19 protein-coding genes, 1 tRNA gene and 1 pseudogene are annotated in these 24,573 nt (G+C 68.2%); 8 read left to right on the top strand and 13 right to left on the bottom strand.

The window, feature by feature from the left end:
* The first annotated feature begins 236 nt into the window (after positions 1-236).
* A complete protein-coding gene (locus AB0G16_RS05395) occupies positions 237-905 on the top strand; it encodes a hypothetical protein (protein ID WP_362798936.1) in 669 nt (222 codons plus the stop codon).
* 83 nt (positions 906-988) lie between these two features.
* Here the strand turns inward: AB0G16_RS05395 and AB0G16_RS05390 are convergent.
* The 3 genes and pseudogenes from AB0G16_RS05390 to AB0G16_RS05380 form a co-directional block, all read right to left on the bottom strand.
* Positions 989-1,066 (bottom strand): annotated as a pseudogene (locus tag AB0G16_RS05390) (hypothetical protein); the annotation flags it as partial.
* 146 nt (positions 1,067-1,212) lie between these two features.
* On the bottom strand, positions 1,213-1,881 hold the full coding sequence (locus tag AB0G16_RS05385; protein WP_362798933.1) for a hypothetical protein: 669 nt from the start codon (positions 1,879-1,881) through the stop codon (positions 1,213-1,215).
* Positions 1,878-2,123: a hypothetical protein gene (locus AB0G16_RS05380; protein WP_362798930.1), complete on the bottom strand. Its 246-nt coding sequence runs from the start codon at positions 2,121-2,123 to the stop codon at positions 1,878-1,880. The genes AB0G16_RS05385 and AB0G16_RS05380 overlap by 4 nt, the downstream gene beginning before the upstream one ends.
* 590 nt (positions 2,124-2,713) lie before the next feature.
* Here AB0G16_RS05380 and AB0G16_RS05375 point away from each other — a divergent pair.
* Positions 2,714-3,604, top strand: a complete 891-nt coding sequence (locus AB0G16_RS05375; protein ID WP_362798927.1) for a permease-like cell division protein FtsX — start codon at positions 2,714-2,716, stop codon at positions 3,602-3,604.
* Between the two features lie 459 nt (positions 3,605-4,063).
* Here AB0G16_RS05375 and AB0G16_RS05370 read toward each other — a convergent pair.
* Positions 4,064-4,140 (bottom strand) — tRNA-Thr (locus AB0G16_RS05370).
* 66 nt (positions 4,141-4,206) lie between these two features.
* On the bottom strand, positions 4,207-5,703 hold the full coding sequence (locus AB0G16_RS05365; RefSeq protein WP_362798925.1) for an alpha/beta hydrolase: 1,497 nt from the start codon (positions 5,701-5,703) through the stop codon (positions 4,207-4,209).
* 362 nt (positions 5,704-6,065) lie between these two features.
* Here AB0G16_RS05365 and AB0G16_RS05360 point away from each other — a divergent pair, with 362 nt between their 5' ends.
* Complete coding sequence (locus AB0G16_RS05360; protein ID WP_362798922.1) at positions 6,066-6,737, top strand: Crp/Fnr family transcriptional regulator; 672 nt, start codon at positions 6,066-6,068, stop codon at positions 6,735-6,737.
* A 31-nt stretch (positions 6,738-6,768) separates the two neighbouring features.
* On the opposite strand, the gene AB0G16_RS05355 is transcribed toward AB0G16_RS05360, so the two are convergent.
* Complete coding sequence (locus AB0G16_RS05355) at positions 6,769-7,281, bottom strand: hypothetical protein (protein WP_362798919.1); 513 nt, start codon at positions 7,279-7,281, stop codon at positions 6,769-6,771.
* Between the two features lie 203 nt (positions 7,282-7,484).
* Here AB0G16_RS05355 and AB0G16_RS05350 point away from each other — a divergent pair, with 203 nt between their 5' ends.
* The 4 genes from AB0G16_RS05350 to AB0G16_RS05335 are packed head-to-tail and all read left to right on the top strand — an operon-like array spanning position 7,485 to position 12,664.
* On the top strand, positions 7,485-8,216 hold the full coding sequence (locus AB0G16_RS05350; protein WP_362798916.1) for a hypothetical protein: 732 nt from the start codon (positions 7,485-7,487) through the stop codon (positions 8,214-8,216).
* Positions 8,213-10,273, top strand: a complete 2,061-nt coding sequence (locus AB0G16_RS05345) for a hypothetical protein (protein WP_362798914.1) — start codon at positions 8,213-8,215, stop codon at positions 10,271-10,273. Before AB0G16_RS05350 ends, AB0G16_RS05345 begins: the two co-directional genes overlap by 4 nt.
* Before the next feature lie 17 nt (positions 10,274-10,290).
* Entirely contained in the window at positions 10,291-11,283 is a 993-nt protein-coding gene (locus AB0G16_RS05340; protein ID WP_362798911.1) for a hypothetical protein, read from the top strand.
* Positions 11,276-12,664, top strand: coding sequence for a DUF4407 domain-containing protein (locus AB0G16_RS05335; protein ID WP_362798908.1), 1,389 nt, complete (start codon positions 11,276-11,278; stop codon positions 12,662-12,664). Before AB0G16_RS05340 ends, AB0G16_RS05335 begins: the two co-directional genes overlap by 8 nt.
* Positions 12,665-12,808: 144 nt before the next feature.
* Here the strand turns inward: AB0G16_RS05335 and ricT are convergent, their stop codons facing one another.
* From ricT to topA, 7 genes are all read right to left on the bottom strand, one after another.
* A complete protein-coding gene (ricT, locus tag AB0G16_RS05330; RefSeq protein ID WP_362798969.1) occupies positions 12,809-13,660 on the bottom strand; it encodes a regulatory iron-sulfur-containing complex subunit RicT in 852 nt (283 codons plus the stop codon).
* 309 nt (positions 13,661-13,969) lie between these two features.
* Positions 13,970-15,124: a glycosyltransferase family 4 protein gene (locus AB0G16_RS05325; protein ID WP_362798905.1), complete on the bottom strand. Its 1,155-nt coding sequence runs from the start codon at positions 15,122-15,124 to the stop codon at positions 13,970-13,972.
* Positions 15,121-15,822, bottom strand: coding sequence for a hypothetical protein (locus tag AB0G16_RS05320; RefSeq protein WP_362798902.1), 702 nt, complete (start codon positions 15,820-15,822; stop codon positions 15,121-15,123). The genes AB0G16_RS05325 and AB0G16_RS05320 overlap by 4 nt, the downstream gene beginning before the upstream one ends.
* A gap of 583 nt (positions 15,823-16,405) precedes the next feature.
* Positions 16,406-17,587 carry a DNA polymerase III subunit delta' gene (locus AB0G16_RS05315; RefSeq protein ID WP_362798899.1) on the bottom strand — a complete coding sequence of 394 codons (1,182 nt, stop codon included), beginning with the start codon at positions 17,585-17,587 and terminating at the stop codon, positions 16,406-16,408.
* A gap of 175 nt (positions 17,588-17,762) precedes the next feature.
* On the bottom strand, positions 17,763-19,826 hold the full coding sequence (gene tmk, locus AB0G16_RS05310; protein ID WP_362798896.1) for a dTMP kinase: 2,064 nt from the start codon (positions 19,824-19,826) through the stop codon (positions 17,763-17,765).
* Positions 19,827-19,972: 146 nt separating this feature from the next.
* A complete protein-coding gene (locus tag AB0G16_RS05305; protein WP_362798893.1) occupies positions 19,973-21,361 on the bottom strand; it encodes a metallophosphoesterase in 1,389 nt (462 codons plus the stop codon).
* Positions 21,362-21,487: 126 nt separating this feature from the next.
* The gene (gene topA, locus AB0G16_RS05300; RefSeq protein WP_362798890.1) at positions 21,488-24,154 is read right to left on the bottom strand and encodes a type I DNA topoisomerase; all 2,667 of its coding nucleotides are present in this window, start codon (positions 24,152-24,154) and stop codon (positions 21,488-21,490) included.
* A 157-nt stretch (positions 24,155-24,311) separates the two neighbouring features.
* Here topA and AB0G16_RS05295 point away from each other — a divergent pair, with 157 nt between their 5' ends.
* Positions 24,312-24,497, top strand: a complete 186-nt coding sequence (locus tag AB0G16_RS05295) for a DUF5703 family protein (RefSeq protein WP_362798887.1) — start codon at positions 24,312-24,314, stop codon at positions 24,495-24,497.
* The last annotated feature ends 76 nt before the right edge of the window (positions 24,498-24,573 follow it).

Raw genomic sequence — 24,573 nt, 5'->3', positions numbered from 1 at the left:
AAGTACACGCCCGCTCCCGGTCCAAATACCCACCCGAAGAAGACGGCACAATGCCCGCATGACGAGAGAACCGCCGGTCATCGACCTGTGACGTCCGGCTTGCGGTGCCGAGACGAGGAGAGCGGCAATGCGTGGGGACTTTATGGTGAAGTGTGCACGTACGAACCGACCGCTCGATATCGCCGCGTCTCCGCTCGTTCCTGGATGAAAACGCGCGTTGGTACGAACCGACGCCCGTGGACTGGATCGAACGAACCGCCCGCGCCTTCGACCAGGACGAGATCGAGGTCGAGGTTCCCGCCGAGGCCGTTGCGGCGATGATCGCTTTCGAACGGAGATACGGCGGACTGTGGTGTCCGGCTGTGGGCCCCAACGGGATGGAGTACGGGCTGAACGGCGCCGCGAGTGTCTACTGGACGGCCCAGGGGTGGGTGTTCTTCGGGATCATGGACGGCGACTGGACGAACAGCGTGGAGGTTCTCCTGGACGGTCGCGCCGGGATGGCCCTCGCCGACAAGCCGCTCAGAATTCTCAACCGGAGCATCGACCAGCGGCTCGAGGCACATGCGCTGCTCCTGGCCGTCCAGCGGTGGTCGCACCTGACGCTGGAGCTGGCCCTTCCGCGGGGAACGACACCGGTCCTGGCGGCGACGAACCTGCCACCACGCGTCGATGAGGCCTCGGGACCGGCGGACCTGTGGTGGTTCGACGGAACGTCCGCCCTTCACCTTCAGCTCAGAGCCTGGTGGACAGAAGATCATGACATCTGGGCCGTCCATTGTTTCGGCCAGGACACCACAGCCTTGAACCAGATCAAGGAGACGGTGCTCAACGAGGTGGCCGGACTGCTGCGCCCAGAGAAGATCTGGTGCTCCCTGTGCGAACGGAGCGAGTGCGGGACTTGACGATCTCGACCGACTGGGGCGTTCTCACCGGGTCCGGCTCGCTCCGGCCAGAGCGTGCGACATGACCGTGATCCGGGGACGACGCCGCACACGTAGGCGGACTCCTCCAGGAGCTGCGGTGTCAGCGTGATCCCGGTGAGGCGCTCGGCCGACGGGAACATCGGCCCGTCGTGGAGGTTGAAGAACGAGGAGTGGACGGAGTCGATCTGTTCCATGGTCTCCGCGAGCTCGTCCGGCACCTCCCACACAACCGTCCTGGGCGATGAAGCCGTTGCACGGTCGCGAACCCTACGGGCGAACCGTCTTCTCAACCGGCGGCCGATGGGTACCGGGCCGCCCTGAGGTCGACGGCGAGGTCGGTCATGGCGAGGTCGGCGTTCAGCGCGGTGACCACCGCCTGCGTCAGCGGGCGCAGGGCATAGACATGCCGCACCGCGTCGAGGTCCACGGAAACCTCGTAGTAGTCCTCGGCGAACCGCTGAAACGCTTTCGCGGACGGGTCGACGAGCCGCCCGAACAGGCGCGTCGCACCGTCGGGATCGCCGGCACCTTCTGGGTAGTCGATCTCACCGACCCGCCAGCGGTAGTCGCCGCTCTCGCGCCACAGGCAGGCGGTCACGACCGGCATACCGTCCTCGTCGCAGAACGCGGGTTCGGCCACGCAGTGGCGGAAAACCTCGGGAACGGAGTCGAGCACCCCCGGCCACGGCCCGTCGTTGCCGTACGGGCTCATCACCGCCTCGTGGTCGAAGCCGCGGATGTACGCGCCCGCCGCCGAAAAGACGATGGAGTACTCATCTCCCGAACCGTTCTGCATCGAGGCCATCTCCTCCCCGGGGCTCCAGCCCGCGTCGAAGGAGTGGTGGCGGCTGGACCATTCCGGGCTCAGGACGGCCTCCAGCACCGCCATGGACCGGCACACGTCGCGAAGCACCGGAGTGTCGGGCAACAACCGAGCCACGTCATGGGCGGTCATGAGTCCCATTCAAGCGGACGCGGCGTCCTTCGCACCGAGGCATGACGGTCCGCCTCATCACGCCGAAGCAGCGACAAGAACACGACCAGCGCCGCACCGCCCGAACAGTGCGTGACCGGCCCGGCCGCGATGATGTCCCGCCCTGTGAAACGAAGCGTGTTCCGGCAGTCATCGGTGACGATCTCGATGGCGAAGGGGATCGTGAACACCACGGCGATCAGCACGAACAGCGCCGCCGTCACCCGGCCGACGATCGTGCTCCACCTCCCGCGAAGGGCGAGAACCGCACTCACGCCAAGCGCCATCACGACGGTGGGTCAGCCGTTCGACTCCGCGGAAATGGTCCGCCAGTTGATCTCTATCAGCCAGTCGGCATCCTGAGGAACGTACGGCTCCGCACTGAGAGGGCAGGTGAACCCTTTCACCTTGGAGATCGGCCCTTCTGAGAAATACCACCGGACGGTACGCGATGCGGGAGCCGCCAGGGTCAACAGAGGTGTCCCCGGTGAGGGGGAATCTCCGGTAAGGGAAGCAAGGTTGCCGCCGCTTCATCGTGGATCGAGCGCTCAGCCTAGATCGTCTTCGGCCCCGAAGCTTGGGCTCCAAGGTTCGTCGCAGCACCCGCGGACTGGAGAAACATGGCCGTCCGGCACCGGGAGCTGTTCACACGGGGTCTCCCGTGGCTCTGAATCCAAAGATCATCTCACACATATCCCGCGGGACTGAATCGGCATCGCCCCCTCCCGGCCTTCTCCGTGCCATTGTCCTCCGTCCCGGGAAGGGGATACCCGGAGAACTTGCCACAGAAAAGAAAGATCGCCATATTTGGGCGGTGGAATCGGACAAGATGCCTTCTGAACCCAGGGCACGCGGATCCCGGGCCGGTATCCGGCGCATCGTGCTCGCGGTCGTCGCCACCGTCACCGCCGTGACATTGAGTGAAGCGGCCGACGCCGCGAACGAGGACCCCGGCCGCGCTCAAGCGTCTCCGCCTGCCGGGTCTTGGACCGGCGAGCAGAAGTTGTCCCCGCCGCCGGACGGGCCCTGGCCGCAGGGCGCGGAGTTCACTCTCTTCCTGTGCCGGTCTGACGATCCGTTCGACATCTGTCGCAAGCGGGCGATCACCGCGAAGCAGCGGCGCGCGCTCCGGGCGAGACTGGAGGCGATGCCGCAGGTGAAGGGTGTGAGGTTCGAGTCCCGTACGCAGGCATGGGCGAATTTCAAAGAGCGCAACGATGACGAGGCCCTGATCTCGGCGATGGAGCCGAGTGACATGCCGGAGTCGTTCAGGGGCATGCTCCGACGACGGGCCGACGTCGCGTCCTTCCGGACCGTAGCGAAGAAGACGCCGGGCGTATCCAATGTCTTCGTCTGGGGCGCTCGTTTCTGGAAGGGCAAGGCGGACGTCAGCGTCACACTGTGCGGAGGAGAGAAACCGTATGACGGCCCTTGCGCCAAGCGCGGGCCCGTCACTCGGCAGGAGAAGGCCGCGATCGAGGGCCGGCTGAGCGGCATGCGGCAGGTCCAGCGGATCTACGTCGAGGATGCCGCACACGCCAAACGGGTGTTCGAGTACTTCTGGATGAACGGGAAGTTCAGAACCTCAATGTTTTCGGAGAGTTACCACATCAGGCTCACGCGTCCTGGTGACGCGCGGATGGTGATGAAGGCCGTCAAGGACATGCCTGGCGTCCAGGAGGCCCACGCCGTCAACACCGATTGATCCGCGCAGGAACCGAGTTTCATGAACCTCTGTACATGAAGAGCCCAGGAGTGCCAGGCACGAAGACACGAGCGAATCTTTGTAATTGTCGCGTAGGAACCGAGGCCTCACCGAAACCGCCTGTGAGCACCTGCGCACTGAGGTCTTGGTAGGAACTCTCACCACGAGCACTCAACCGGCCGGAAGGCTCCACGTGATTGTTCTGAGCAGCGAGGGGGGCGACACGGACATGGCCCCCTCGCCGTCTTGCGTGCGGAGGAAGAAGAAGCGGGTGGGAGAAGACGAGTTCTGGAACCTTATCGACATGCTCGACGGGGTTGTCGACAACCACGGCGTCTCTGTCCTCGCCGGGCGGTTACTGTCGCTGGGTCCGGAGGATGCCACTGCCTTCTGTACGTGTTTCGCTGCTGTACGGACATGACAGAGGCCCCCCGGGATGATCCCGGAGGGCCTCTGACCTGGAGCCGCCTTGGGGAATCGAACCCCAGACCCCTTCATTACGAGTGAAGTGCTCTGGCCGACTGAGCTAAGGCGGCGTGCCGTGTCCTTCGACACGACCTACGGCAGTCTACAGGCTTCCGAGGGCTCTCCGCGCCCCGGAATCAACGGATCTTGGGACAGCGGGTACCGTCCCTGGGAACGGCCAGATCGATCAGGTAGTCGTCCACGAGGCGGTCCACGCACGCCGAGCCGCTCAGGTAGGCGGTGTGCCCGTCGCCGTCGAAACCGACCAGGACGCCCGAGGACAGCTGGGAGGCCAGCGCCTCGGACCACTCGTAGGGTGTGGCCGGGTCGCGCTCGGTGCCGACGACCATGATGGGCGGGGCGCCGGGGGCGTCGATCCTCTCCCGCTCCTCCCCCTTGACCGGCCAGTACGCGCAGGGCAGCGCGCTCCACACGACGTAGGCCCCGAACAGGGGTGCCTTCTTCTCGGCTTCACGGGCCGCGGCCGCGTAGGCGGCCGGGTCGCCGGGGTAGGGGGCGTCGACACAGCTGACGGCGAGGTTCGCCTCGGTCTGGTTGGCGTACTGCCCGTTCTCCTTCCGGTCCATCAGCCAGTCGGCCAGGCGCAGCAGGGGGGTGCCGTCGCCCTGGAGCGCCCGGCCGAGCGCCTGGCGCAGGAGCGGCCAGGCCTGCCGGTCGTAGAGGGGGGCGATGACACCGAGGACGGTCCAGGCCTGGGTCACGGTACGGCCGTCGCCGGTCGTGTTGGTCAGGGGGGTGGTGTCCACGCGACGGAGCAGGCCGGCGATCTTCGCGCGGGCGGAGGCGACGGACCCGGCGAAGGGGCAGTCCCCGGCCCCCAGGCAGTCGCGCAGGAAGGAGTCCAGCGCGATCTCGAACCCGTGCGCCTGGGAGGCGCCCACCTCCAGCGGGCCGAGCGAGACGTCCACGGCGCCGTCCAGGACGAGGGCGCGGACCCGGTCGGGGAAGAGATCGGCGTAGAACGCCCCCAGTTGCGTGCCGTACGACTTGCCCAGGTAGGTGAGACGGGAGTCGCCGACCGCGGCGCGCAGCAGGTCCATGTCGCGGGCCACGTCGGCCGTGCCGACGTGCGGCAGGAGTCTGTCCGAACGGGCCCGGCAGCCGGAGACGAAGCGTCGCGAGCCCTCGGCGAGCACGGTGACCTCCCGTGGCGAGTCGGGCGATCCGTCCAGGCCGATGTAGTCGTCCAGCTCGGCCGAGGGCAGGCACCGCACCGGGGCGGATTCGCCGACGCCGCGCGGGTCGAAGCCCACGATGTCGAAACGCTCCCGCAGGGCCGCGCTCACCACGGTGCGGGCGCCGCGCGCGTACTGCACCCCGGAGCCGCCGGGTCCTCCCGGGTTGAGCAGGAGCGAGCCGATCCGCCTTCCCGAGACGGGGAGCCGGATCACGCTGAGCTCGATCCGCTCGCCGTCCGGTCTGGCGTGGTCGAGCGGCACGGCGAGCCGGGCGCACTCGAAACCGTCCCCGCACCCGTCCCAGCCGAGCGAGGCGCCCGCGCCGGCGGTACCGCGGTCACCGCCGCCCGCGGAGCCGTCGCCGTCATCGCCGCCGTTGCAGGCTGCCGCGAACAGGGTGAGCGCCACCAGCGCGGCGGCCGCACGCGATCTCAAACTTGTCCGCTCCATAGGTCAGGTCATCCACTGATCCCGCACGGAGAAACCGGTTGTGCGGTGCGTGAGACGACGAACCCTATTCTGCTGGACGCGGGACGTCTTCTCCCTTGCAGCTACAGCTTATGGAACGCTGTTATCACTCACCGGACAGAAGAGCGCTTGTCCCGACAAGGCCACCTGCCTGATGGACCGGTGGCATGCTGATAACCGGCTTCACGTTGAAGGTCGTCATCTGCGGCCCCGGAGAAGCATGACGACCGGCAAGCCGATGGAGCCCGTGCCCTCATCGTCGAGGAGGCCTCATGCTCGGTAGAACATCTCTCCATGGTCCCGGCTCTTCCTGGCCGACGGGAACTCTGATGTCGGTTCTTGACGACAAGGCTCGGAGCGAGCTCTTCAACCTGGGCAAACCACAACGACACGAACCCGGGGCGGTCCTGATCCGGCAGGGTGACCAACACTGTGATCATGTTCTCCTGCTCCGTGCCGTTCATGCCACGTCACCTGCCTGCGCGAAGGTGACGGCCGTCCTCGCCGACGGTACGGAGGTCTTGCTCGGCATACGGCTGAGCGGCGATCTCGTGGGCGAGATGGGAACTCTCAGAGAGAGGGATCGCTCGGCGACGGTCACAGCGTGCACCCCACTGATCACTTTTCGAATCGCCGCACCTGTGTTCTTCGCCCACCTCGACGAACATCCGCGTCTGTGGTCCGCGCTGGCCACGATGATGGCTGAACGGCTCGAATCGGCCAACCGGCGCAGGCTCGAGTTCGCCGCCTTCGATGTGCCGGTGCGACTGGCACGGGTGCTCGACGAGCTGGCGGCGCGCCACGGATTCACCGTCGAGGACGGCACACACCTTGGCGTCACGCTGTCGCAACCCGAACTGGGGCGGCTGATCGGGGCCAAAGAGGCCGCGGTGAACAAGGCGGTTCGGATTCTCAAACAGCACGGACTGCTGCTGACCGACTACAAGAAGATGATCATCACGGATCTGGAAGCGCTACGCACCTTCGGCTCGATGGGTTGAGAGTCCCTGGGTTTCATTGCCGGGCACATCGTCATCGCCACGCCGCGAGAAGAACTGTCCACGATATCGCCGAGACGAACATCAGCCCGGCCCACGGCAGGGCTCTGGACACGTGGCGGTATTTACGCTGGGCGATCTTCGCCAGAAGGCGGGCCATCGCCCATGCCTCTGCGAGGTTGGTCGTGACATCTTCGGTGGTCGGCATGGCCGTGGCGTCCACTCCGGTGATGCCGTACCGGCTACGTAACGTCGGCGGTCGCAAAACAGGACGAATGACCTGAAGTATGTGATATCCGGATACAAGAAAGCCCAGCAGGAAGAGGCTCAGCAGGGCAAGTCCTGCGGCGAGACCCGCACCCTCGAGCCTGGCGACCGCTCCGGTCTGAGCGGCGACCATCGCGGCGGCTCCCGCGTGTGACACCACCAGGACCCCGGCCTTCCCGTCGGCGTGCTGAACGTAGTTCTGGAACGAGATCATCGTCGCCAGCGCGTCACCCAGATCTCCGTTTGGTAAGTTGCGGGCTTTTTGTCTCTTCCGGCGCATCGTTTCATCCTCGCTTCTTGGGATCGAGTCCTAGGAAAGGACGCGAACCCGGCTGCGAGTAGGTATTAATCCACTCTTGGGCCTACTCTCCATATCTGCCCCATCACATCCCCTACTCGTAGGGGATGTGATGGTCGACATCCATCCACACTGAGGGCTTCAACCTAGATCTGCTACCAGAAGGCAAGGAACCAGAAGAATCTATGAAAAGCGGCGATTTCGGACGCGCCCTCATCGTGTCGAGCGACCTGAGAGGTTACGGACGAGGAACCGACAAGCGTCATGAGGCCATGCAGCGCGGCTTCATCGATCTTCACCGGGAGGCCGCCGACAGCGCCGGGCTCAACCGGCACCGGTGGGCGATACAGCCGGAAGGCGACGGCGAACTTGCGGTACTGCCGGCGAACGAACCGGATCCTCTCGTCGTCGACCAGTACATACGCGCTCTCCACCAAGGGCTCGTCGAGTACAACGAGGGACTGGGGGCGGATCTGCGACTTCGACTCAGGGTGGCGCTCGCCTTCGGTACCGCCTATCCGTCCGCCAACGGATACGCCGGCCAGGCGGTCGTGGAGGCGAGTCGGCTGGTCAACTGGCGACCGCTCAAGAAGATCTTCGACGACAGGGAAGACGTGAATATTGTTCTCATTCTCTCCCAGCGCGTTTTCGAAGACGTGGTGCGACAGGGACACACCTCCTACGCGTCCGACGACTTCCATCGGGTGATGGTTCGAGAGAAGGAGTTCTCCAGCCCTGCATGGATATGGAGTCCAGAATTTAATTCCAGCGATTTGCGTCTCCTGTCCGACTCTGCGGAATCCGACGATCGGATGAACAGGGCCGACGCGCACGCTTCCCAGAGCGCGGAAGTGATCAACAATCTCAGCGGGACCGTCGACGCGCGCCAGGCGATCTTCGGGATCAGTCGTAAATGACGACGCCCGAAACCCCTCTGGACAACGACTCGTCGTCCGAGCCTCCCATGGAGCCCGAGAGGGACGAGAAGCCTAGGGACGAACCGGGCGTACAGCGCGCGGATGAGGACTTCGACGAGGGCGCTCTCGGCCAGACGGCCACCGTGATCAACAACTTCTTCGCCGAAGTGCAGGCACGGGGGGCGACTTTTGGCATGGCGGGCGCCAGAACGGCGCGGCCGACGTCAAGACGGCTCGACGAGAAGGAGATCGAACGCACTCTCCGGCATTTCGTCAGACCGGCCGGCTTCGACAGGGCGCTGGCGACCCTACGGGAACAGCGGGTGGCCGTCCTCACCGGAGGCGAGGGCATCGGCAAGTGGACGAGCGGGATCGCCCTGCTCGCCCAGACCATGTCACCCGAGGACGAGATCATCATCCTCTCCCCTGGTCGCGACCTGGAGGAACTGTCGACCATCTCGTTCAAGAAGAATCGGGTCTACTTCATCCACGACTGGACCGGTGAAAAGCCGACCAAGAGCGTGTGGCGCTTCACCTTCGAGATTCTGAGTGCCAGCCTGGCTGAAGCCGGGGCACATATGGTGATCACGCGCAACCGCATGGAGGTGCACCACGAGATCGAGGCGTTCGAGATCGGCTGGCAGCCTCCCGACCCTTTGGAACTGCTCGACACCTATCTCGGCACCGATCACCCCGCCCTCCTGGAGCCCTGGTTCCGTGAGCACGTCACCGGACTGCGCTCACCACGACGGATCGTCGAACTGGCGGAGCAGATGCTCGGCGGGGTCCGGCCGGCCCAGGAGATCCTGGCCGACCTGGACGGCACCACCGTCGCCGCGTGGTTCGACGGAAAACCGAAGCGCTCCGAAGTGCTGGTCGTCGCGGCTCTGGCGTTCGCGTACAGCATGCCGGAGCGGATCTTCGAGCGGCTCATGGTGCGATTGACGGACGTCGCGGACGCGATTGAGCGCCAGGGAGCCGAACGCGAAACGCGTCCGATCGACGAGGACCTTCCACAGACCCGGAGGTCGTGGAACACCCGGCATCCATTGATCGGCACGTCCACCGACGCGGGTGAGCCGCGGGTGGTCTTCTGTGGCCCGCACCACCGCGAGCACGTGATCACCCAGCTCTGTCTCAACTACGGGTATCAGGTGTGGGAGCCACTACGTGCGTGGGTCCGCGAACTGGCGCAGGAACTCCCCGATGTCCAGGTCCAGGCCGCAGCCGGACTCGCTCTGCTCGCCAGGACCCGTCCCGAGGAGGTCAGGGAGTCGTTCCTGCGTCCATGGGCGGGAGGAGTGGCACAGGAACGACTCACCGCGGCCAACACACTCTCCATGATGTGCGCGGACGACACCACGGCGGTCATCGCCTTCGACACCGCCATGGAGTGGGTCGAGAACGCCGGGCAGCCACAGGCCATGACCGCGGCTCTCGCGTTCGCGGGCGGCCTGTCCATCCGGTATCCGGGTGAGGCCGTCGACTGGCTCTGGTATCTCTCACTCCGCGGCATCCGGGTGAGCAACATCGCCCAGAGGGCTCTGAGGCTCCTGTTCCAGACCGCGGCGGAGCGGGACGGTGAGGCGCTGACCGGCCTCCGGCTACTGGCCAAACACCTGGAGCGCGATCTCGGTGCGGGCATGGATCCCGGCTTGGCGAGAAGGGCTCTCGAAGCCGTACTCGGCGTGCTGCGGTCCGACCGTCTGGAGGGTGAGCAGCCACTCATGGCATGGCTGCTTCTGTTTCAGCCATCGAGCGCCGAACCGATCGGTGTCCTGTGGGCCTGGACCCTGCACAACGCCCACCACCGCGCCGAAGCGGTCCGAGCGCTCTGCCGTACTCTGCACGCCCTCGATGACCAGAACGGCGCCCTGTTCGCGGCCGAGGCACTTGGCCGGGTGATCTGGAGAACCCTTCCGGGTGCCGTGGCCGTGCTGGTCGAACGTGCGATTCATCACGCCTGTGACGAGCGTCACTCGTGGCGGGACTCCCAGCCCGCCAAGGAGATCGTCCTCGCCCTGCTCAACGCGGGAACACGGCGAAGCCACCCATGACATCAAGGAGAACATCGATGCCCGCGTACGGTGACTACCCCATCGTCGAGGAACGAGCCCTGCGACCTCCCCGACGGCGGTGGGGGCTCTTCCCGCACCGCACCCTTGACGAGCTTCCCGAGACCTCCGTGGGGACGGTGCTCGTCTTCGCGCTGAACGGTGGCTATAAGGCTTACACAGAGGGTCACCACCTCAGAGGAACCGAGGACGCCGTCGTCGAGGCGAGGTCGGTGAGCGTCGTCTACATGCGCAACCGGCAGATCACACTGGCCATGGAGCTCCCCTCGCAGGACATGGGCTACCAGTTTCTGCTGAAGGTCGCCTTCAGATGCAGGGTGATCGATGCGGAGGCGGTCGTCTCCGCCGGAGTCGAGAACGCCGCCGAGCTGCTGGCCAACCACCTCCGTGACGACGCGCAACTGATGCAGCTCGGGACGACGCGGCCGGTCGAGGAGGTGCACCTGCTGTCCGTGGACGTCGTCAACCGGGTCCGGGCATACCTGGAGTTCTACCCCCCCCGAATCGACGGTCTGGAAGTGACCCTGGTCAGTGTCGACCTTCTCCCGCCCAGCGACATTCTCGCTCATGGTCAGCGCCTCAAGCAGCTCAAGTGGGATCGGGAGAGCAAGGAACTGCGCTGGGCGATCGAGAACCGGGACGTCGCCCGGATCGAGGAGATCTTCAAACGTGGAGTCGAGGCCGGGACAGCGTTCGGTGTCAGCCGTGAACAACTGCTGATGACCGACGCCATCGCGATCAACCGTGACACCCAGGAGAACCGGATGAGGACGCTGTCCGAGCTGATCAACCGTATGCCCGACGGAGCGCTCGACTTCCTGCCTCTCGACACGCACAGGCTCATCAAGAGCGTGATGACGTCCGTCACCGGAGACGATCCGTTCGTCGAGGTGCCCACCACTCCGGAACCACCCGTACTGGGCAGTGGACGGCCGCCTCAGAACGGGAACGACGGCCCGCGGAGAGTCCGCCTGGAGGATCTCGATGACTGAGGACTCATCGCCCGGCAGACACTCGAAGGAGTCGCGCACCGAACCGGGAGAACGGCTTCAGCTGGGCCGACGGCTCCGGGTGCTGGCCGGGGTAAATGAGAACATCCTGAACCAGGTGCCGCTGGAACGGACCCGGTACGTTGGTCTGGGTGGTGTTGTACTGGGTACCGCGGTCATCGCCGCGATCTCGATGTGGTTCGCGCTGAGCCAGGTTCTGGGCGGGTCCCACATCGGGTTGCTCGTTCCTGCGGTCATCTGGATGCTCATCGTCCTTAACCTCGACCGGTGGCTCGTTTCCACCGTGACCGGCATCTGGCGGCGCAGGCTCCTGATGCTGATCCCCCGTCTGCTGGTCGCGGTGGTTCTGGGCTTCGTCATCGCCGAGCCGCTGGTTCTCAAGGTGTTCGAGACCGCACTCGTCCAGCACATTCTGGACGAGCGTCAAGCCGACCGGGACGCGGAACGGGCACTGCTGCTGAAGTGCAATTCGCAGGAGCCCGCCGAAGGGAGGGGATCCCCGGGCTGCCGGAACGCCACGCTCCTGACACCCGCCGCCGAACCGGTCGCGGCGAAGCTGCGCGCCATGGAGAACGACGCCGAGAAACTCCGTGCACGGGTCAACGCCGACAGCGCGCACTACAACCGCCTCTTCGCTCAGGCGACGAACGAGTGCGGAGGCGTCAGGACGGAGGGAACCAGCGGCAGAAGGGGCCCAGGGCCACTCTGCAAGCGCTTGGACGCCGCGGCGGAGGCATTCGGTTCCCGGAGCAGACTGGTAGAGAACCGGGACAGACTCCGCTCCCTGGACGCTAAGATATCCGCGTTGCGCGGGCCTCTGGCCGACAAGCGGGCCGACTTCGGACTGCGGGTCGAGACCGCGGTGAGAGACCGCGTGGACGCGCTGCCGGGACGGAAAGATCCGATCGGACTCCTGGAACGTATGCGGGCGCTGCACGAACTCACGGCGGAGAACGCTTACCTGTTCGGGGCCGGCTGGATGCTGAGGCTTTTCCTCATCCTGATCGACTGTCTGCCCGTTCTGGTCAAGCTCATGGGAGGAACGACGACCTATGACCGGATGGTGGAGCACGCGAATCGCACCCAGGAAAGGATCCACGAGAAGCGTCTGCAGCTCAACGCGGACGCAGAGATCGGCGAGCTGGAGCTTCAGGCTCATCACGACGCGGAGAACCGCCGTCGCCGACGCCAGCTGACGGACGTCGATGGCCTGGCCGCCGATGCCAAGGCTCGTGCAGCGGTGGAAGAGATGATCAAACGACGGACCGAGGAGATGCGCTTGCACGATCTCAAGAATGTGATCAAGGAGGAGCGGCGCAACGGCTCTCATCCACATGTCGATCTGACCGGATCTCAGAACTGACGGGACTTTCGGCGCGCTCCCCGGTGACCGCGCCGATCACGTCAGCCTTTTGTGAACGGATCCCGGTTCGTCCACCCCCCTGAACGGCCCGATGGGCCCTGCCACCGCCCGCCGGTATGGCCGGACCGGCGGGCGGACCGGCGGTCAGCCCTCGGGCCCGCTCTCGGCGACCTTCACCGCGCCGCCGTACGCCGCGTCGTGCTGCTTGCGCGGGGAGCACACCGAGGCCGACGGGCACGCGCAGCGCCGGCCGCCCTCGTCCAGGCGGACCACGACGGAGTCGGAGGGCACGTTGCGGCCCACGACGGTGCCCGCGCCCTCCGGGGTGTCGACCTTGAGCCCGACGCGGGGCATCCTGCTGTGCGCGTCGAGATAGAGGGGGTGCTCGTACTTCAGGCAGCACATCAGCCGCCCGCACGCCCCGGCGATGCGCAGCGGGTTGACCGGGAGGTCCTGGTCCTTGGCCATCCGGACGGAGACCGGCTCGAAGTCCTTGAGGAAGGTGGCGCAGCACAGGTCGCGCCCGCAGGGGCCGATACCCCCCTGGAGGCGGGCCTCGTCGCGGGGGCCGATCTGCCGCAGCTCGACCCTGGCGCGCAGGTTGCGGGCCAGGTCACGGACCAGGGCCCTGAAGTCCACCCGGTGGGGGGCCGAGAAGTAGACCGTGTAGACGTTGTCGTCGTCCATGTAGTCGACGCCGACGACCTTCATGGGCAGCGTGTGTCTCTTGATCAGGCGCTTGGAGACGCTGCGTGCCTCGGCGCGCCGCCGTTTGTTGGTCTCGTCGCGGGTCAGGTGTTCCTCGCCCGCGATGCCCGCGCACACCGGCAGCCCGTCGACGTCCTCGCTCGTCCACTGGGGGGCCCAGACGCACTCGGCCACCTCCGGCCCGGCGTCGGTGGGGACCAGGACCTTGTCCCCGACCTTCGGGCTGTGCTCGCCGGGATCGAGGTAGTACAGCCTGCCGTAGCGGGTGAAGCTCACCGCCATGATCATGCTCATGAGGCTCCAAAGCTGGGGGACGGCTCCCGCTCACCCTACGCTTCGCACCCGGTGATGTGCGGTGCCCGCCCGGTCGGGACCGGACTCCCGCACCGCGCGAGCACCGCGACCGGGCCGATCGGGAACGGACGCCGCCACCGTGTGAGCACGATGACCCGTCCGGACGGGAACGGGGGCCGCCGTCCTCCGGGCACGACGAACCGCCCGCCCCGGAACGGACGCCGCCGCCGCCGTACACCACGAACCGCCCGGTCGGCGGGGAGACCGCACCGTCCGGGCACGGGGGTCCGCCCGCCGCCGTGCTCAGCGGCCGAGTTCGGCGAAGGACTTCTCCCAGCGGTCGGCGATCGTGGAGATGTCGTAGTTCCTGGCCGCCCGCAGGGCGCTCTCCGCCATCCGGCGGCGGCCCTCCTCGTCCTCGATCATCCGAATCAGCCCTTCCGCCAGGGCGTCCACGTCGTCGGCCGGGACCAGCAGGCCGTTCACGCCCGAGGTGATGATCTCGCGGGGACCCCGGGGACAGTCGAAGCTGACAACGGGTACCCCGGAGGCGAACGCCTCGATGATGGTCATGCCGAAGCCCTCGAAACGGGAGCTGACCGCGTGGATGGACGCCTTGGCGAGCTCACCCTGGATGTCGCCGGTGGAGCCCATGAACGTGACGTTGTTGTGCAGGCGGAGCTTGACCGACAACCTCATCAGCTTCTCGCCGACCCGTCCCTCGCCGTAGATCCGCAGCTTCCAGTCGGGATGCTCCTCGACCACGCGGACGAACGCCTTCAGCAGCCGGTCGTACCCCTTGACCGGCACCAGTCGGCCCGCCGCCAGCACGATCCGGTTCTCCTGCCGTGACAGGGGACGCGGCCCGCTCGGCAGCCCGTTGCCGATGGTGAACACCCGGGTGGGCGCCCCGTCGAGCATGTTCCGGTAGTCGTGCTCGTCGGCCTCGGTCAGGGTGACGACCGCGTCCAGCTTCGGATACCACGTCCGGATCTCCTCGAAGATCCCGGGCTGGTGCGCCTCGAAGTGCAGGTGCTCCTGGGCGATGGTGACGATCCTCTTGTGGGCGAACCTCGCGGCCATCAGGTTCAGCCCGGCGCGGGTGGTGATCAGCACGTCGCTGCGGAGCCTGCGGAGCTCGCGCACCAGGACCGCGTCGCTCCAGGCGCTGAAGGAGGCGTAGGCGCGCTCCTCGGGGTGGATCAGCGCGCTCTCCTGCGCGCTCAGGCGCTCGGCCTTCCTCCTGTACGGCCAGCGGACCCTGGCGCCCTCGCGCAGATCCACCAGCGAGCGCAGCCTGACCCGGGAGCCCAGCGGCAGGAAGGGCCTGTCGGTGTGCTGGAAGACGCTGACGATCTCCACCTCGTGCCGTTCCGACATCGCGGTGGCCAGGTCGAAGGTGGCGCGGATGGTGCCGCCCATGCCGTAGGCGTTCAGGATGAGAAAGGAGATCTTCACGAGGTCGCCTCCTCGACGCTGACCGCGACGGCGAGGCTGTCGGTCTCGGTGTAGTACGGCCGGACCCGGATCTGCGCCACCCGCTGGGCGGGGAAACGGACCTTGGTCTTCTTGTCGACGATGTCGTCCAGGCGGGTCGCCAGCGGGAACCGGGTTCCGTCGATCTCCGCGTACAGGTCCCAGAAGACGCGGCTCCGCACCTGGTTCACGGTCATCGGCTCGATCTCCAGCGCTCCCTCGAACCACCGTCCCTGGAAGCTCGCCGGACCGCTCACCGGCTCCGGCCCCCGCCGGGGCACGGCCACCAGCCGGGCCTCGCCCCGGATCGGGTCGCCGTACGCGATGGCGCCCTCGGCCTGGATCACGCCGTCGTCCGCGGTCACGCGGATCACCTCGACGTACGGCTCCACCTCGCGTACCCGCAGTCCGAGCGTCCCGCCGGGGGTGCGGAAGGCCCTGATCTCCCGGCTGCGGCGGCTCTCGGCGTAGGCCCAGAGCCCGTCGAGGGAGAAGCCCGGATCGTCGGTGGCGACGGGTTCACCCCGGCAGAAGGCCGTCCAGTCTCCGGGGGACAGGACCGTCAGATCCCCCGCCGGGCACTCCTCGCCACTCTCCACGTGCCTCAGGACGATCTCCGCGTCGAGTGGCCGCGGCCACTCGATCCGCAGCGTGTCGTCGTTGTCCACGCGGCTCGTCACGGCCCTTCCGCCGACGGGCGGAACCACCCCGTGGCGTGCCTCGATGCTCACCAAGAGTCCCCCGGTCTTCTCTGCCCCTCCCCGCGGAGCAAGATAGTTCCAATGATCTATAACGAAAGTAGTAATTTTCGTCCGCGAATCTTAACGACCCACATCTCCACTTTGAGTGGCCTTGGCCGTGAATGGTTCCATCTAATCGGAAAAATGCGGATAGTGACCACTTGGAGGGGTGATCCGTATCCCTCACCGGCCGGTCCCGCGCCCGCCTGACCTGGGCCTGCCGGGGGTTTCCGGTGCCGGCCGCCTCGAACTCCGCCCCCGTCCGGGCCGGGCGGGGGCGGGCACGGAACGGATCACGGCGCAGCGCTCGGAGGGGCCGGGAACAGGATTCCGGCGAACCGGGGACAGGCCCCCGGGCGGGCGCGACACGAAATCGAGACCGGAACCGTCAGGCCCCGGCCGCACACGACCGGACAGGACACGGCAGGGCGGGCACGGCAGGACAGGGCACGGCAGGCCCCGTGACGCCGCGGATCACGGCGCGCGACGGCCCCGGCCTCCACGGGTCACGGCACGGGAGGGATCAGAGCCGGGGCCGGTGCAGCGAGATGGTCATCGACTCGACCGCCATCTGCGGGCTGACGTTCGCCGCCAGCCGCCTGCGGCAGCTCATGATCGCGTCGATCCTGAGCAGGGTGTCCTCCGGGGTGGAGGCGCGGGCCAGGTCCTCCAGGTCGGCGCGCCGGTCCTCGCTCGCCAGCTCCACCCCGGCGCCGAACTGCACCGCCAGCACGTCGCGGTAGAACGCCACCAGGTCGAGCAGGGCCGCGTCGATGACATCGCGCTTGGTCCGGGTCGCCCGGGACTTCTGCCGGTCCTCGAGATCCTTGAGCGCGCCGGCGCCGCCGCGGATCAGGCCCCTGTTCAGCCCCTTGCCGGTGGAGCCCTCACCGTAGGCCTGGCGCAGCTCGGTGATCTCCGACTCGTTCAGCGTCGAGGTGACAGCGGCGGCCTCGTCCTCGGCGGTCTTCACCAGCCGCTCGGCGGCCGTCACGCACTCCCCGACCCCGGTCAGCGAACGGGGGATCGAGAGCACCGCCTCGCGGCGTTCCCGCGCGGGCTCGTCCAAGGCGAGCCGGCGGGCGCGGTCGAGGTGCCCCTGCGCGGCGCGGGCGGCGAACTCCGCCATCGCCACGGGCACGTTCTCGCGCGTGGCCAGCACGTGGGCGACCGCCGCGCTGGGCGGGGTGACCAGCGTGACGAGCCGGCACCGCGACCTGATGGTGATCATCATGTCGTCCGGTGAGGGCGCGCAGAGCAGCCACACCGTCTTCGGCGGCGGCTCCTCGATGGCCTTGAGCAGGGCGTTGGACGCCCCTTCGGTCGCCCGGTCGGCGTCCTCGAACAGCACCACGCGCCAGCGGCCCAGCGTGGGCGCCCCGGCCGCGCGCAGGATGAGCCGGCGGGTGTCCTTGATGCCGTACGAGAGGCCCTGCGGGCGGACGATCTCCAGGTCCGGGTGGGAGCCGACGGCCACCTGGTGGCACATGTCGCAGTGGCCGCACCCCTGGTCGGGGCAGAACAGCGCCGCGGCGAACGCCCGCGCGGCCTCCTCCCGGCCGGACCCGGGCGGGCCGGTGAAGAGCCACGCGTGGGTCATCCCGGCGCCTCGCCCGCCGGCCAGCAGGTCGGCCGCCGCGTCGGCGGCCCGGCTCAGCGTCGCCGCGGCCCGCCCCTGCCCCACAAGATCATCGAAAACTCCCACGTCCACCAACCTACCGCCGGCACCGGCCGGCGGGCCCGGCGTCACCGATGACGACCGCCGGCCGGTGACGACCCCGTCCGATGCCGCCCCGTCCGATGACGACCGCCGGCCTGCGACGACCGCCGGTCGGTGACGACCGCCGTCCGATGACGACCGCCGGTCGGTGACGACCCCGTCAGTCGCGGATCGCGGGGATGGTGCCGGTGACGTCCTCGGTCTCCCGCGGCACCGGGTCGGGCAGGATGTCGCGGACCCGGTCGTGGATGAGCAGGGAGACCTGGTTCTGCGGCAGTGTCCCGTCGACGACCAGGTAGCGGTCGGGCTCGGCGGCGGCCAGGGCCCGGAACTCGCGGCGGACGCGCTCGTGGAACTCCTGGGGTTCCGACTCGATGCGGTCGGCGGCACCGCCCAGCCGGGTCAGCCCCACCGACGGCGGAACGTCGATGAGCACGGTGAGGTCGGGGACGAGCCCGCCGGTCGCCCAGCGGTTGAGCCTGACCACGTCCTCGGACTCCAGCTCCCGGCCGGCCCCCTGGTAGGCCAGCGACGAGTCGACGTACCGGTCGCAGACCACCATCGCCCCCCGGTGCAGGGCCGGGAGAATGATCTTCTCCACATGCTCGGCGCGGTCGGCCGCGTACATCAGCGCCTCCGACCTCGCCGACAGGCCCTGGTGCACGGCGTCGAGCAGGATCGCGCGCAGCCGCATGCCCACCTTGGTCGAGCCCGGCTCGCGGGTCTGCACGACGTCGAAGCCCTGGTCGCGCAGCCAGATCGCCAGCAGCCTGGACTGGGTGGTCTTCCCCGAGCCCTCACCGCCCTCGAACGCGATGAACGTGCCGCGCGCCCGCTCGGCCGTCTCGGGGGCGTACCCCCTGCCGCGCACCGCGGCGATCAGGTCCGCGACGATCGAGACGCCCCCGCGGTCGTCCATCTGCCGCAGCGCGACGATCCCGACGACCGCGGCGAGCAGGCCGCCGACCAGCAGCACCAGGTTGGAGCCGTCGAAGGTGTAGACCGGGTCGGAGCCGACGAGGATCTCGCGCCTGCCGAACAGGCCCGCCAGGGTGGGCGCGACCGCGACCACCAGCAGCAGGGTCACCCGGGCCAGCGACTGCAGGAAGGAGAACGTCCGGCCCCGCAGGCTGTCGTCCACCTCCAGCCCGATCATGGTGTAGCCGATGATCCAGGCGATCCCGGCGCACGCGCCGAGCAGCACGGTCAGCAGGACCACGATCACCAGGTTGTGCACGAGCGCGATCGCCACGAGGAGCAGCCCGGCCACGACGATCGACAGGCCGAACAGCCTCCGCCGCGACAGCTCCCTCAGCAGCCTGGGCCCGAAGAACATGCCGGACGCCATGCCGACGAAGACCGACCCGAAGACCACGCCGTACGCCGCGTCACCGCCGCCCAGCTGGCCCACGTAGAGCTTGGCCACCCCGACCACGGCGCCGCCGCCGGCGAAGGCGCCCAGCATGCCGATGATCAGGCCGCGGATCAGCCGGTTGCCGCCGACGAACCGCCAGCCCTCGACGATCTGCCGCAGCACCGACGGGGTCCCGGCCGTGTCCGGCGCGACGGTCCTCGGGATGTCCTTGAGCGAGAAGATGATGACGGCCGAGATCAGGTACGCGAGCGCGTTGACGAACAGCGCGAGGTACGTCTCGCGCTGGGCCAGGAAGGGCACCAGCCGGCCCAGCACGTCGTCGGCGAGCGAGAGCACCGCGAACAGCAGCGCGGCGACCGGGGCGGTCCCGTAGGTGACCAGCAGGTTGAGCTGGTTGGCCTCCTCCAGCCGCTCCCTGGGCACCAGGTTCGGCACCGTGGCGTCCTTGGCCGGGACCCAGAAGAGGTTGACGCACTCCACCAGGAAGGTGGCGACGATGATCCACTCGTACCTGCCGACCAGCGGGATGGACAGCACCAGCGCGAAACGCAGCAGGTCGCAGAAGAACATCGTCAGCCGCCGGTCGAACCGGTCGGCGAAGGCCCCCGCGAGCGGGCCCAGCACGACGGCCGGGAGCATCTTCGCCACGAAGACGCCCCCGATGGCCATGCTCTGGTACTGGTAGCCGGAGCCCGCCGTGAGGTTGCCGGCCAGGGCGGTCAGCGCCAGCAGGTTGAGCCAGTCCCCCAGGCTGCACACCGACATCGCCGTCCACAACTTGCGGAACGGGGCGTTGGCCAGCACGTGGGGGGGTTTGCGGCGCGCGGTGCTCCGGCCGGGGATGGTCATGGTGTCAGCGTATCCAGGTGCTCGCCGGGCGGGGGAGGACAGGTGCGAGGCGGAAACGCGCCGGCTGCCCGTTGGACGAGGGTAGTACGTCCGTCGTGCGCGTCGCAGGCCGCGTACGCCAAAAGAAGCACCGGGGGCCGATGTTCCTAGAGTTTCTCGTTCCGGACCTCAAGAAGGGTTATTTCGGGCGGAGCCCCTACCCGGACGGGTGGCCCCCAGAAGCCCGCACCCCGCGTCACGTAGACCTGGGTGCCGCCCACCTCGCCGAGGCCGGAGACGACCGGCTGCTGAAGCGGGATGATCAGGTTGAAGGGGACCATCTGCCCGCCGTGCGTGTGACCCGACAGCTGGAGGTCCACGCCGTAACCGGACGCCTGAACGGCCTGGATCGGCTGGTGGGCGAGCAGGACGGTGGTCCGGGAGTGGTCGCGCCCGCCCAGTGCCCGCTCGAAGTCCGGGCCGTCGCCCGAGACCGTACCTCCGATGTCGTTAACCCCGGCGAGGTCGAGCACGGCTCCCCCGTGGACGATCTCGACGCGCTCGTTGCCGAGCGGGCGCACGCCGAGCCCGCGCAGCTCCTCCACCCATTCGGCCGGGCCGTTCGCCGTGTAGTACTCGTGGTTGCCGGTGACGAAGTAGGCGCCGTAGCGCGACTCGAGGTCCCGAAGCGGCCTGGCCAGCGGGCCGAGCTCGGCCACCGTGCCGTCGACGAGGTCGCCGACGACCGCGACCACGTCCGCCTCCAAAGAGTTGATCATGCGGACGATCCGCCGGGTGTGCGCGACGCCGGTGAGCGGACCGAGGTGGATGTCGCTGACCACCGCGAACCGCAGGCCGTTCAGGCGCGGATCCAGCCGGGGCAGCACGACCCGGGCCCGCTCGATCACCGGGTCGCCGAGTGCCGCCCCGACCCCGTACCCGACCGCGCCCAACGCCCCCGCGCCGGCCGCCGCGGCGGCCGTGCGGGCGATGAACAGCCTCCTGGTGATCCCGGCCTCAGTGGGGGCCTCCGCGGCGGGCGGTGTGCCTCCCGGACCGGGAACGACGATCACGCCGCCGACCTCGGTCCCGGTCCCACCCCGCGTGCCGTCCCCGCCCTCACACCGGGCCCCGCTCTCGCCCCAGGTCACGCCCTCGCCCTGGACCCCGCCCCGGACCCCGCTCTCGCCCCGGGTCACGCTCGTGGTTCCGCCTCCGGTCTCCCGGTACTCGGGCGACGACCGCGTCCGGCGTTCCAGCCCGCGCGCGACCAGCAGGGCCGTGGCCCTCGGTATCTCCAGGACCACGAGGAACACGAACAGGTAGAACATCAGCGCGATCCAGAAGAACCCGGGCCACGCCAGGAAGTGACCCCACTCGCTGCGCGAGGCGACCAGCGTCACCGGCGCGAGCACGGCCAGACCCGCGAGGACCCACGTCAGCACCCTGCGGACCCGTCCGGGCCTCGTGGTCGAGCGGACCAGGCGCCGCCACAGGTAGTAGTGGACCACCGTGATCGCGCAGATGACCAGCGACACGAAGCCCACGATCGTCACTCGCCCTCTACCCGGAACCCGCCGGCGGTCTCCGGCGCGTTCCGAAGAACGCCCGGGACCGCCGATGCGTTCCCCGCGCCGGTCCCGGTCCCGGGCCGCGGAACCGGGGCCGACCCTCCGGTGGTGTCAGGCCTTCGCCTTGGCCTTGGTGGCTCGGGGCCGCTTGGGCGCCGGACCGCGGGCGCGGCGGTCGGCGAGAAGCTCGGCGGCGCGTTCGGTGGTGATCTGCTCCACCTCGTCACCCTTGCGCAGGGAGGCGTTGGTCTCCCCGTCGGTGACGTACGGCCCGAACCTCCCCTCCTTCACCACGATCGGCTTCTTGGAGACGGGGTCCTCGCCCAGTTCGCGCAGCGGAGGCGCCGCCGCGGCCTGCCTGCCCCTCGCCTTGGGCTGGGCGAACAGTTCCCTGGCCCGGTCGAGGGTGACCGTGAACATCTCCTCCTCGGAGGCCAGCGAACGCGAGTCCGTGCCCTTCTTGACGTACGGCCCGAACCTGCCGTTCTGGGCGGTGACCTCCTGGCCGTCGATCTCCCCGAGCACCCGGGGGAGCGACAGCAGCTTCAGGGCGTCGTCCAGGGTGACGGTGTCCAGGGACATCGACTTGAGCAGCGACCCGGTGCGTGGCTTGGGGGCGTCGGCCTTCTTGGTCCGCTTCTTGGTTCCCGTGCCGGTGGGCTCGGCCGGCGGCGGCTCCTCGGGCAGGACCTCGGTCACGTACGGGCCGTAGCGGCCGTCCCGCGCCACGATCACGTGACCGGTGACGGGGTCCTTGCCCAGCTCCCGGTCGCCCGTCGGGCGGGAGAACAGCTCCTCGGCCATCTCCGCGGTCAGCTCGTCGGGCGCCAGGTCCTCGGGCACGTTCACCCGGACGCCGTCACGGTCCAGGTACGGGCCGTAGCGGCCCACCCGGATCATGATGTCGGTGCCCCGGATCGGGAAGGAGCTGATCTCCTTGGCGTCGATCTCGCCGAGGTCGGTGACCATCTCCTTGAGGCCCTCGTCGCCGTCCACGCCGAAGTAGAAGCGGCGCAGCTCCGGCACCCGCTCGGCCCGGTCGTTGGCGATGTCGTCGAGGACCTTCTCCATGTCGGCGGTGAAGTCGTAGTCGACGAGGTTGCCGAAGTGCCGCTCCAGCAGGTTGACCACCGCGAACGCCAGGAAGGACGGCACCAGGGCCGTGCCCTTCTTGAACACGTACCCGCGGTCCAGGATCGTGCCGATGATCGACGCGTACGTCGACGGCCGGCCGATCTCCCGGTCCTCCAGCTCCTTGATCAGCGACGCCTCGGTGTAGCGCGCCGGGGGCTTGGTGGCGTGCGAGAGCACGTTCAGCGCCGAAGCGGTGAGCGGGTCGTTCTCGGCCAGGTTCGGCAGGCGCTTCTCGGAGTCGTCGCGGTCGGTGGACGGGTCGTCGGCACCCTCCACGTAGGCCTTGAGGAAGCCGTGGAAGGTGATGGTCCGCCCGGAGGCGCTGAACTCGACCCGCTCGCCCGCGCTGGAGGTGCCCTCGGCCTTGACGGTGACCGACTCGCCGACCGCGTCCTTCATCTGGGAGGCCACGGTCCGCTGCCAGATGAGCTCGTACAGGCGGAACATGTCGCCGCTCAGCCCGGTCTCGCCCGGCGTGCGGAACTCCTCGCCCGAGGGGCGGATCGCCTCGTGCGCCTCCTGGGCGTTCTTGACCTTGCTGGCGTACACGCGGGGCTTGTCGGGCACGTAGGCCGAGCCGTAGAGCTTGATCGCCTGGCTACGGGCGGCGGCCACGGCGGTCTCCGACAGCGTGATGCTGTCGGTTCGCATGTAGGTGATGAAGCCGTTCTCGTACAGGCGCTGGGCGACCTGCATGGTCGACTTCGCGGAGAAGCCCAGCTTGCGGCTGGCCTCCTGCTGCAGCGTGGTCGTCCTGAACGGCGCGTACGGCTTGCGGGTGTACGGCTTGCGCTCGACCGACCTGACCTTGTACGACACCCCGGCCAGCCGCCCGGCCAGGGCGGTGGCGGCCTGCTCGTCCAGGTGGAGCACGCCGGCGCTCTTGAGGGTGCCGTTGCTGGCGAAGTCGCGCCCCTGGGCGACGCGCTTGCCGTCCACGCCGGTGAGCATGGCGGTGAACTCGTGCGGGACCTCGTCGCGGCCCGTGTCGAGCAGCGCCTGCAGGTCCCAGTAGCTCGCGCTGGTGAACGCCAGGCGCTCGCGCTCGCGTTCCACCACCAGCCGGGTCGCCACCGACTGCACGCGCCCGGCGGACAGCTTGGGCTTGACCTTCTTCCACAGGACCGGGCTGACCTCGTAGCCGTAGAGGCGGTCGAGGATGCGCCGGGTCTCCTGGGCGTCGACCAGCCGCAGGTTCAGGGTGCGGGGATTGGCCACCGCGTCCTGGATCGCCCGCTGCGTGATCTCGTGGAACACCATGCGGTGGACCGGGACCTTGGGGTTGAGCACCTCGCGCAGATGCCAGGCGATCGCCTCGCCCTCGCGGTCCTCGTCAGTGGCGAGATAGAGCTCGTCGGCGTCCTTGAGCAACTGCTTGAGCTTGCTCACCTGGGCCTTCTTGTCGTGGTTGACGACGTAGAGCGGCTCGAACTCGTGATCCACGTTCACGCCGAGGCGCGCCCACGACTCTCCCTTGTACTTCTCCGGGATGTCGTCGGCCTTCTCGGGGAGATCGCGAATATGCCCGATACTGGACTCCACGACGTAGCCGCGGCCGAGGTACCCGGCGATGGTCTTCGCCTTGGAAGGCGACTCGACGATCACCAGGCGGGTTCCGCCGGCGTTGCCGTTCTTGGCTGGCACGCTGCTTCCTACCTCGCTGTTCGCATTCGTTCCCCGTTTTCTTCCCCTCGGGTTACCCGATCTCGCTCGGGGGCACTCCCAAGGGAAGCCGTAAGGACGCAGAATAAAGCCCTATGAGTGTCGACGTCCCTCGGCCCACCCTCGGAGACTAATCGCTGTGCTCGACTACTCCTACTTGGTTATCCACCTTCCGCGTGGCACCAGCCGGGACGCGGCCCGGCGCATCCTCACCGAACACGCAGAATACGGTGACTGGGAACTCGACCGCCTGAGACTGTATCCCGACGGCCGCCGGGACGTCCGGTTGCGCCGGAAGATCATACGGGTGAGCAGGACGATGTGACCGCTGACATGGCTTTGCCCGCCCCGGGCCGCGCCCCCGGAGCGGGCAAAGCTTCACTGCCTCGACGGCGGGGGGA

Origin of the sequence: Streptosporangium sp. NPDC023615 (assembly GCF_040640155.1) — a bacterium.
GTDB lineage: Bacteria > Actinomycetota > Actinomycetes > Streptosporangiales > Streptosporangiaceae > Streptosporangium.
This window is presented reverse-complemented; position numbering and strand designations above follow the sequence as displayed.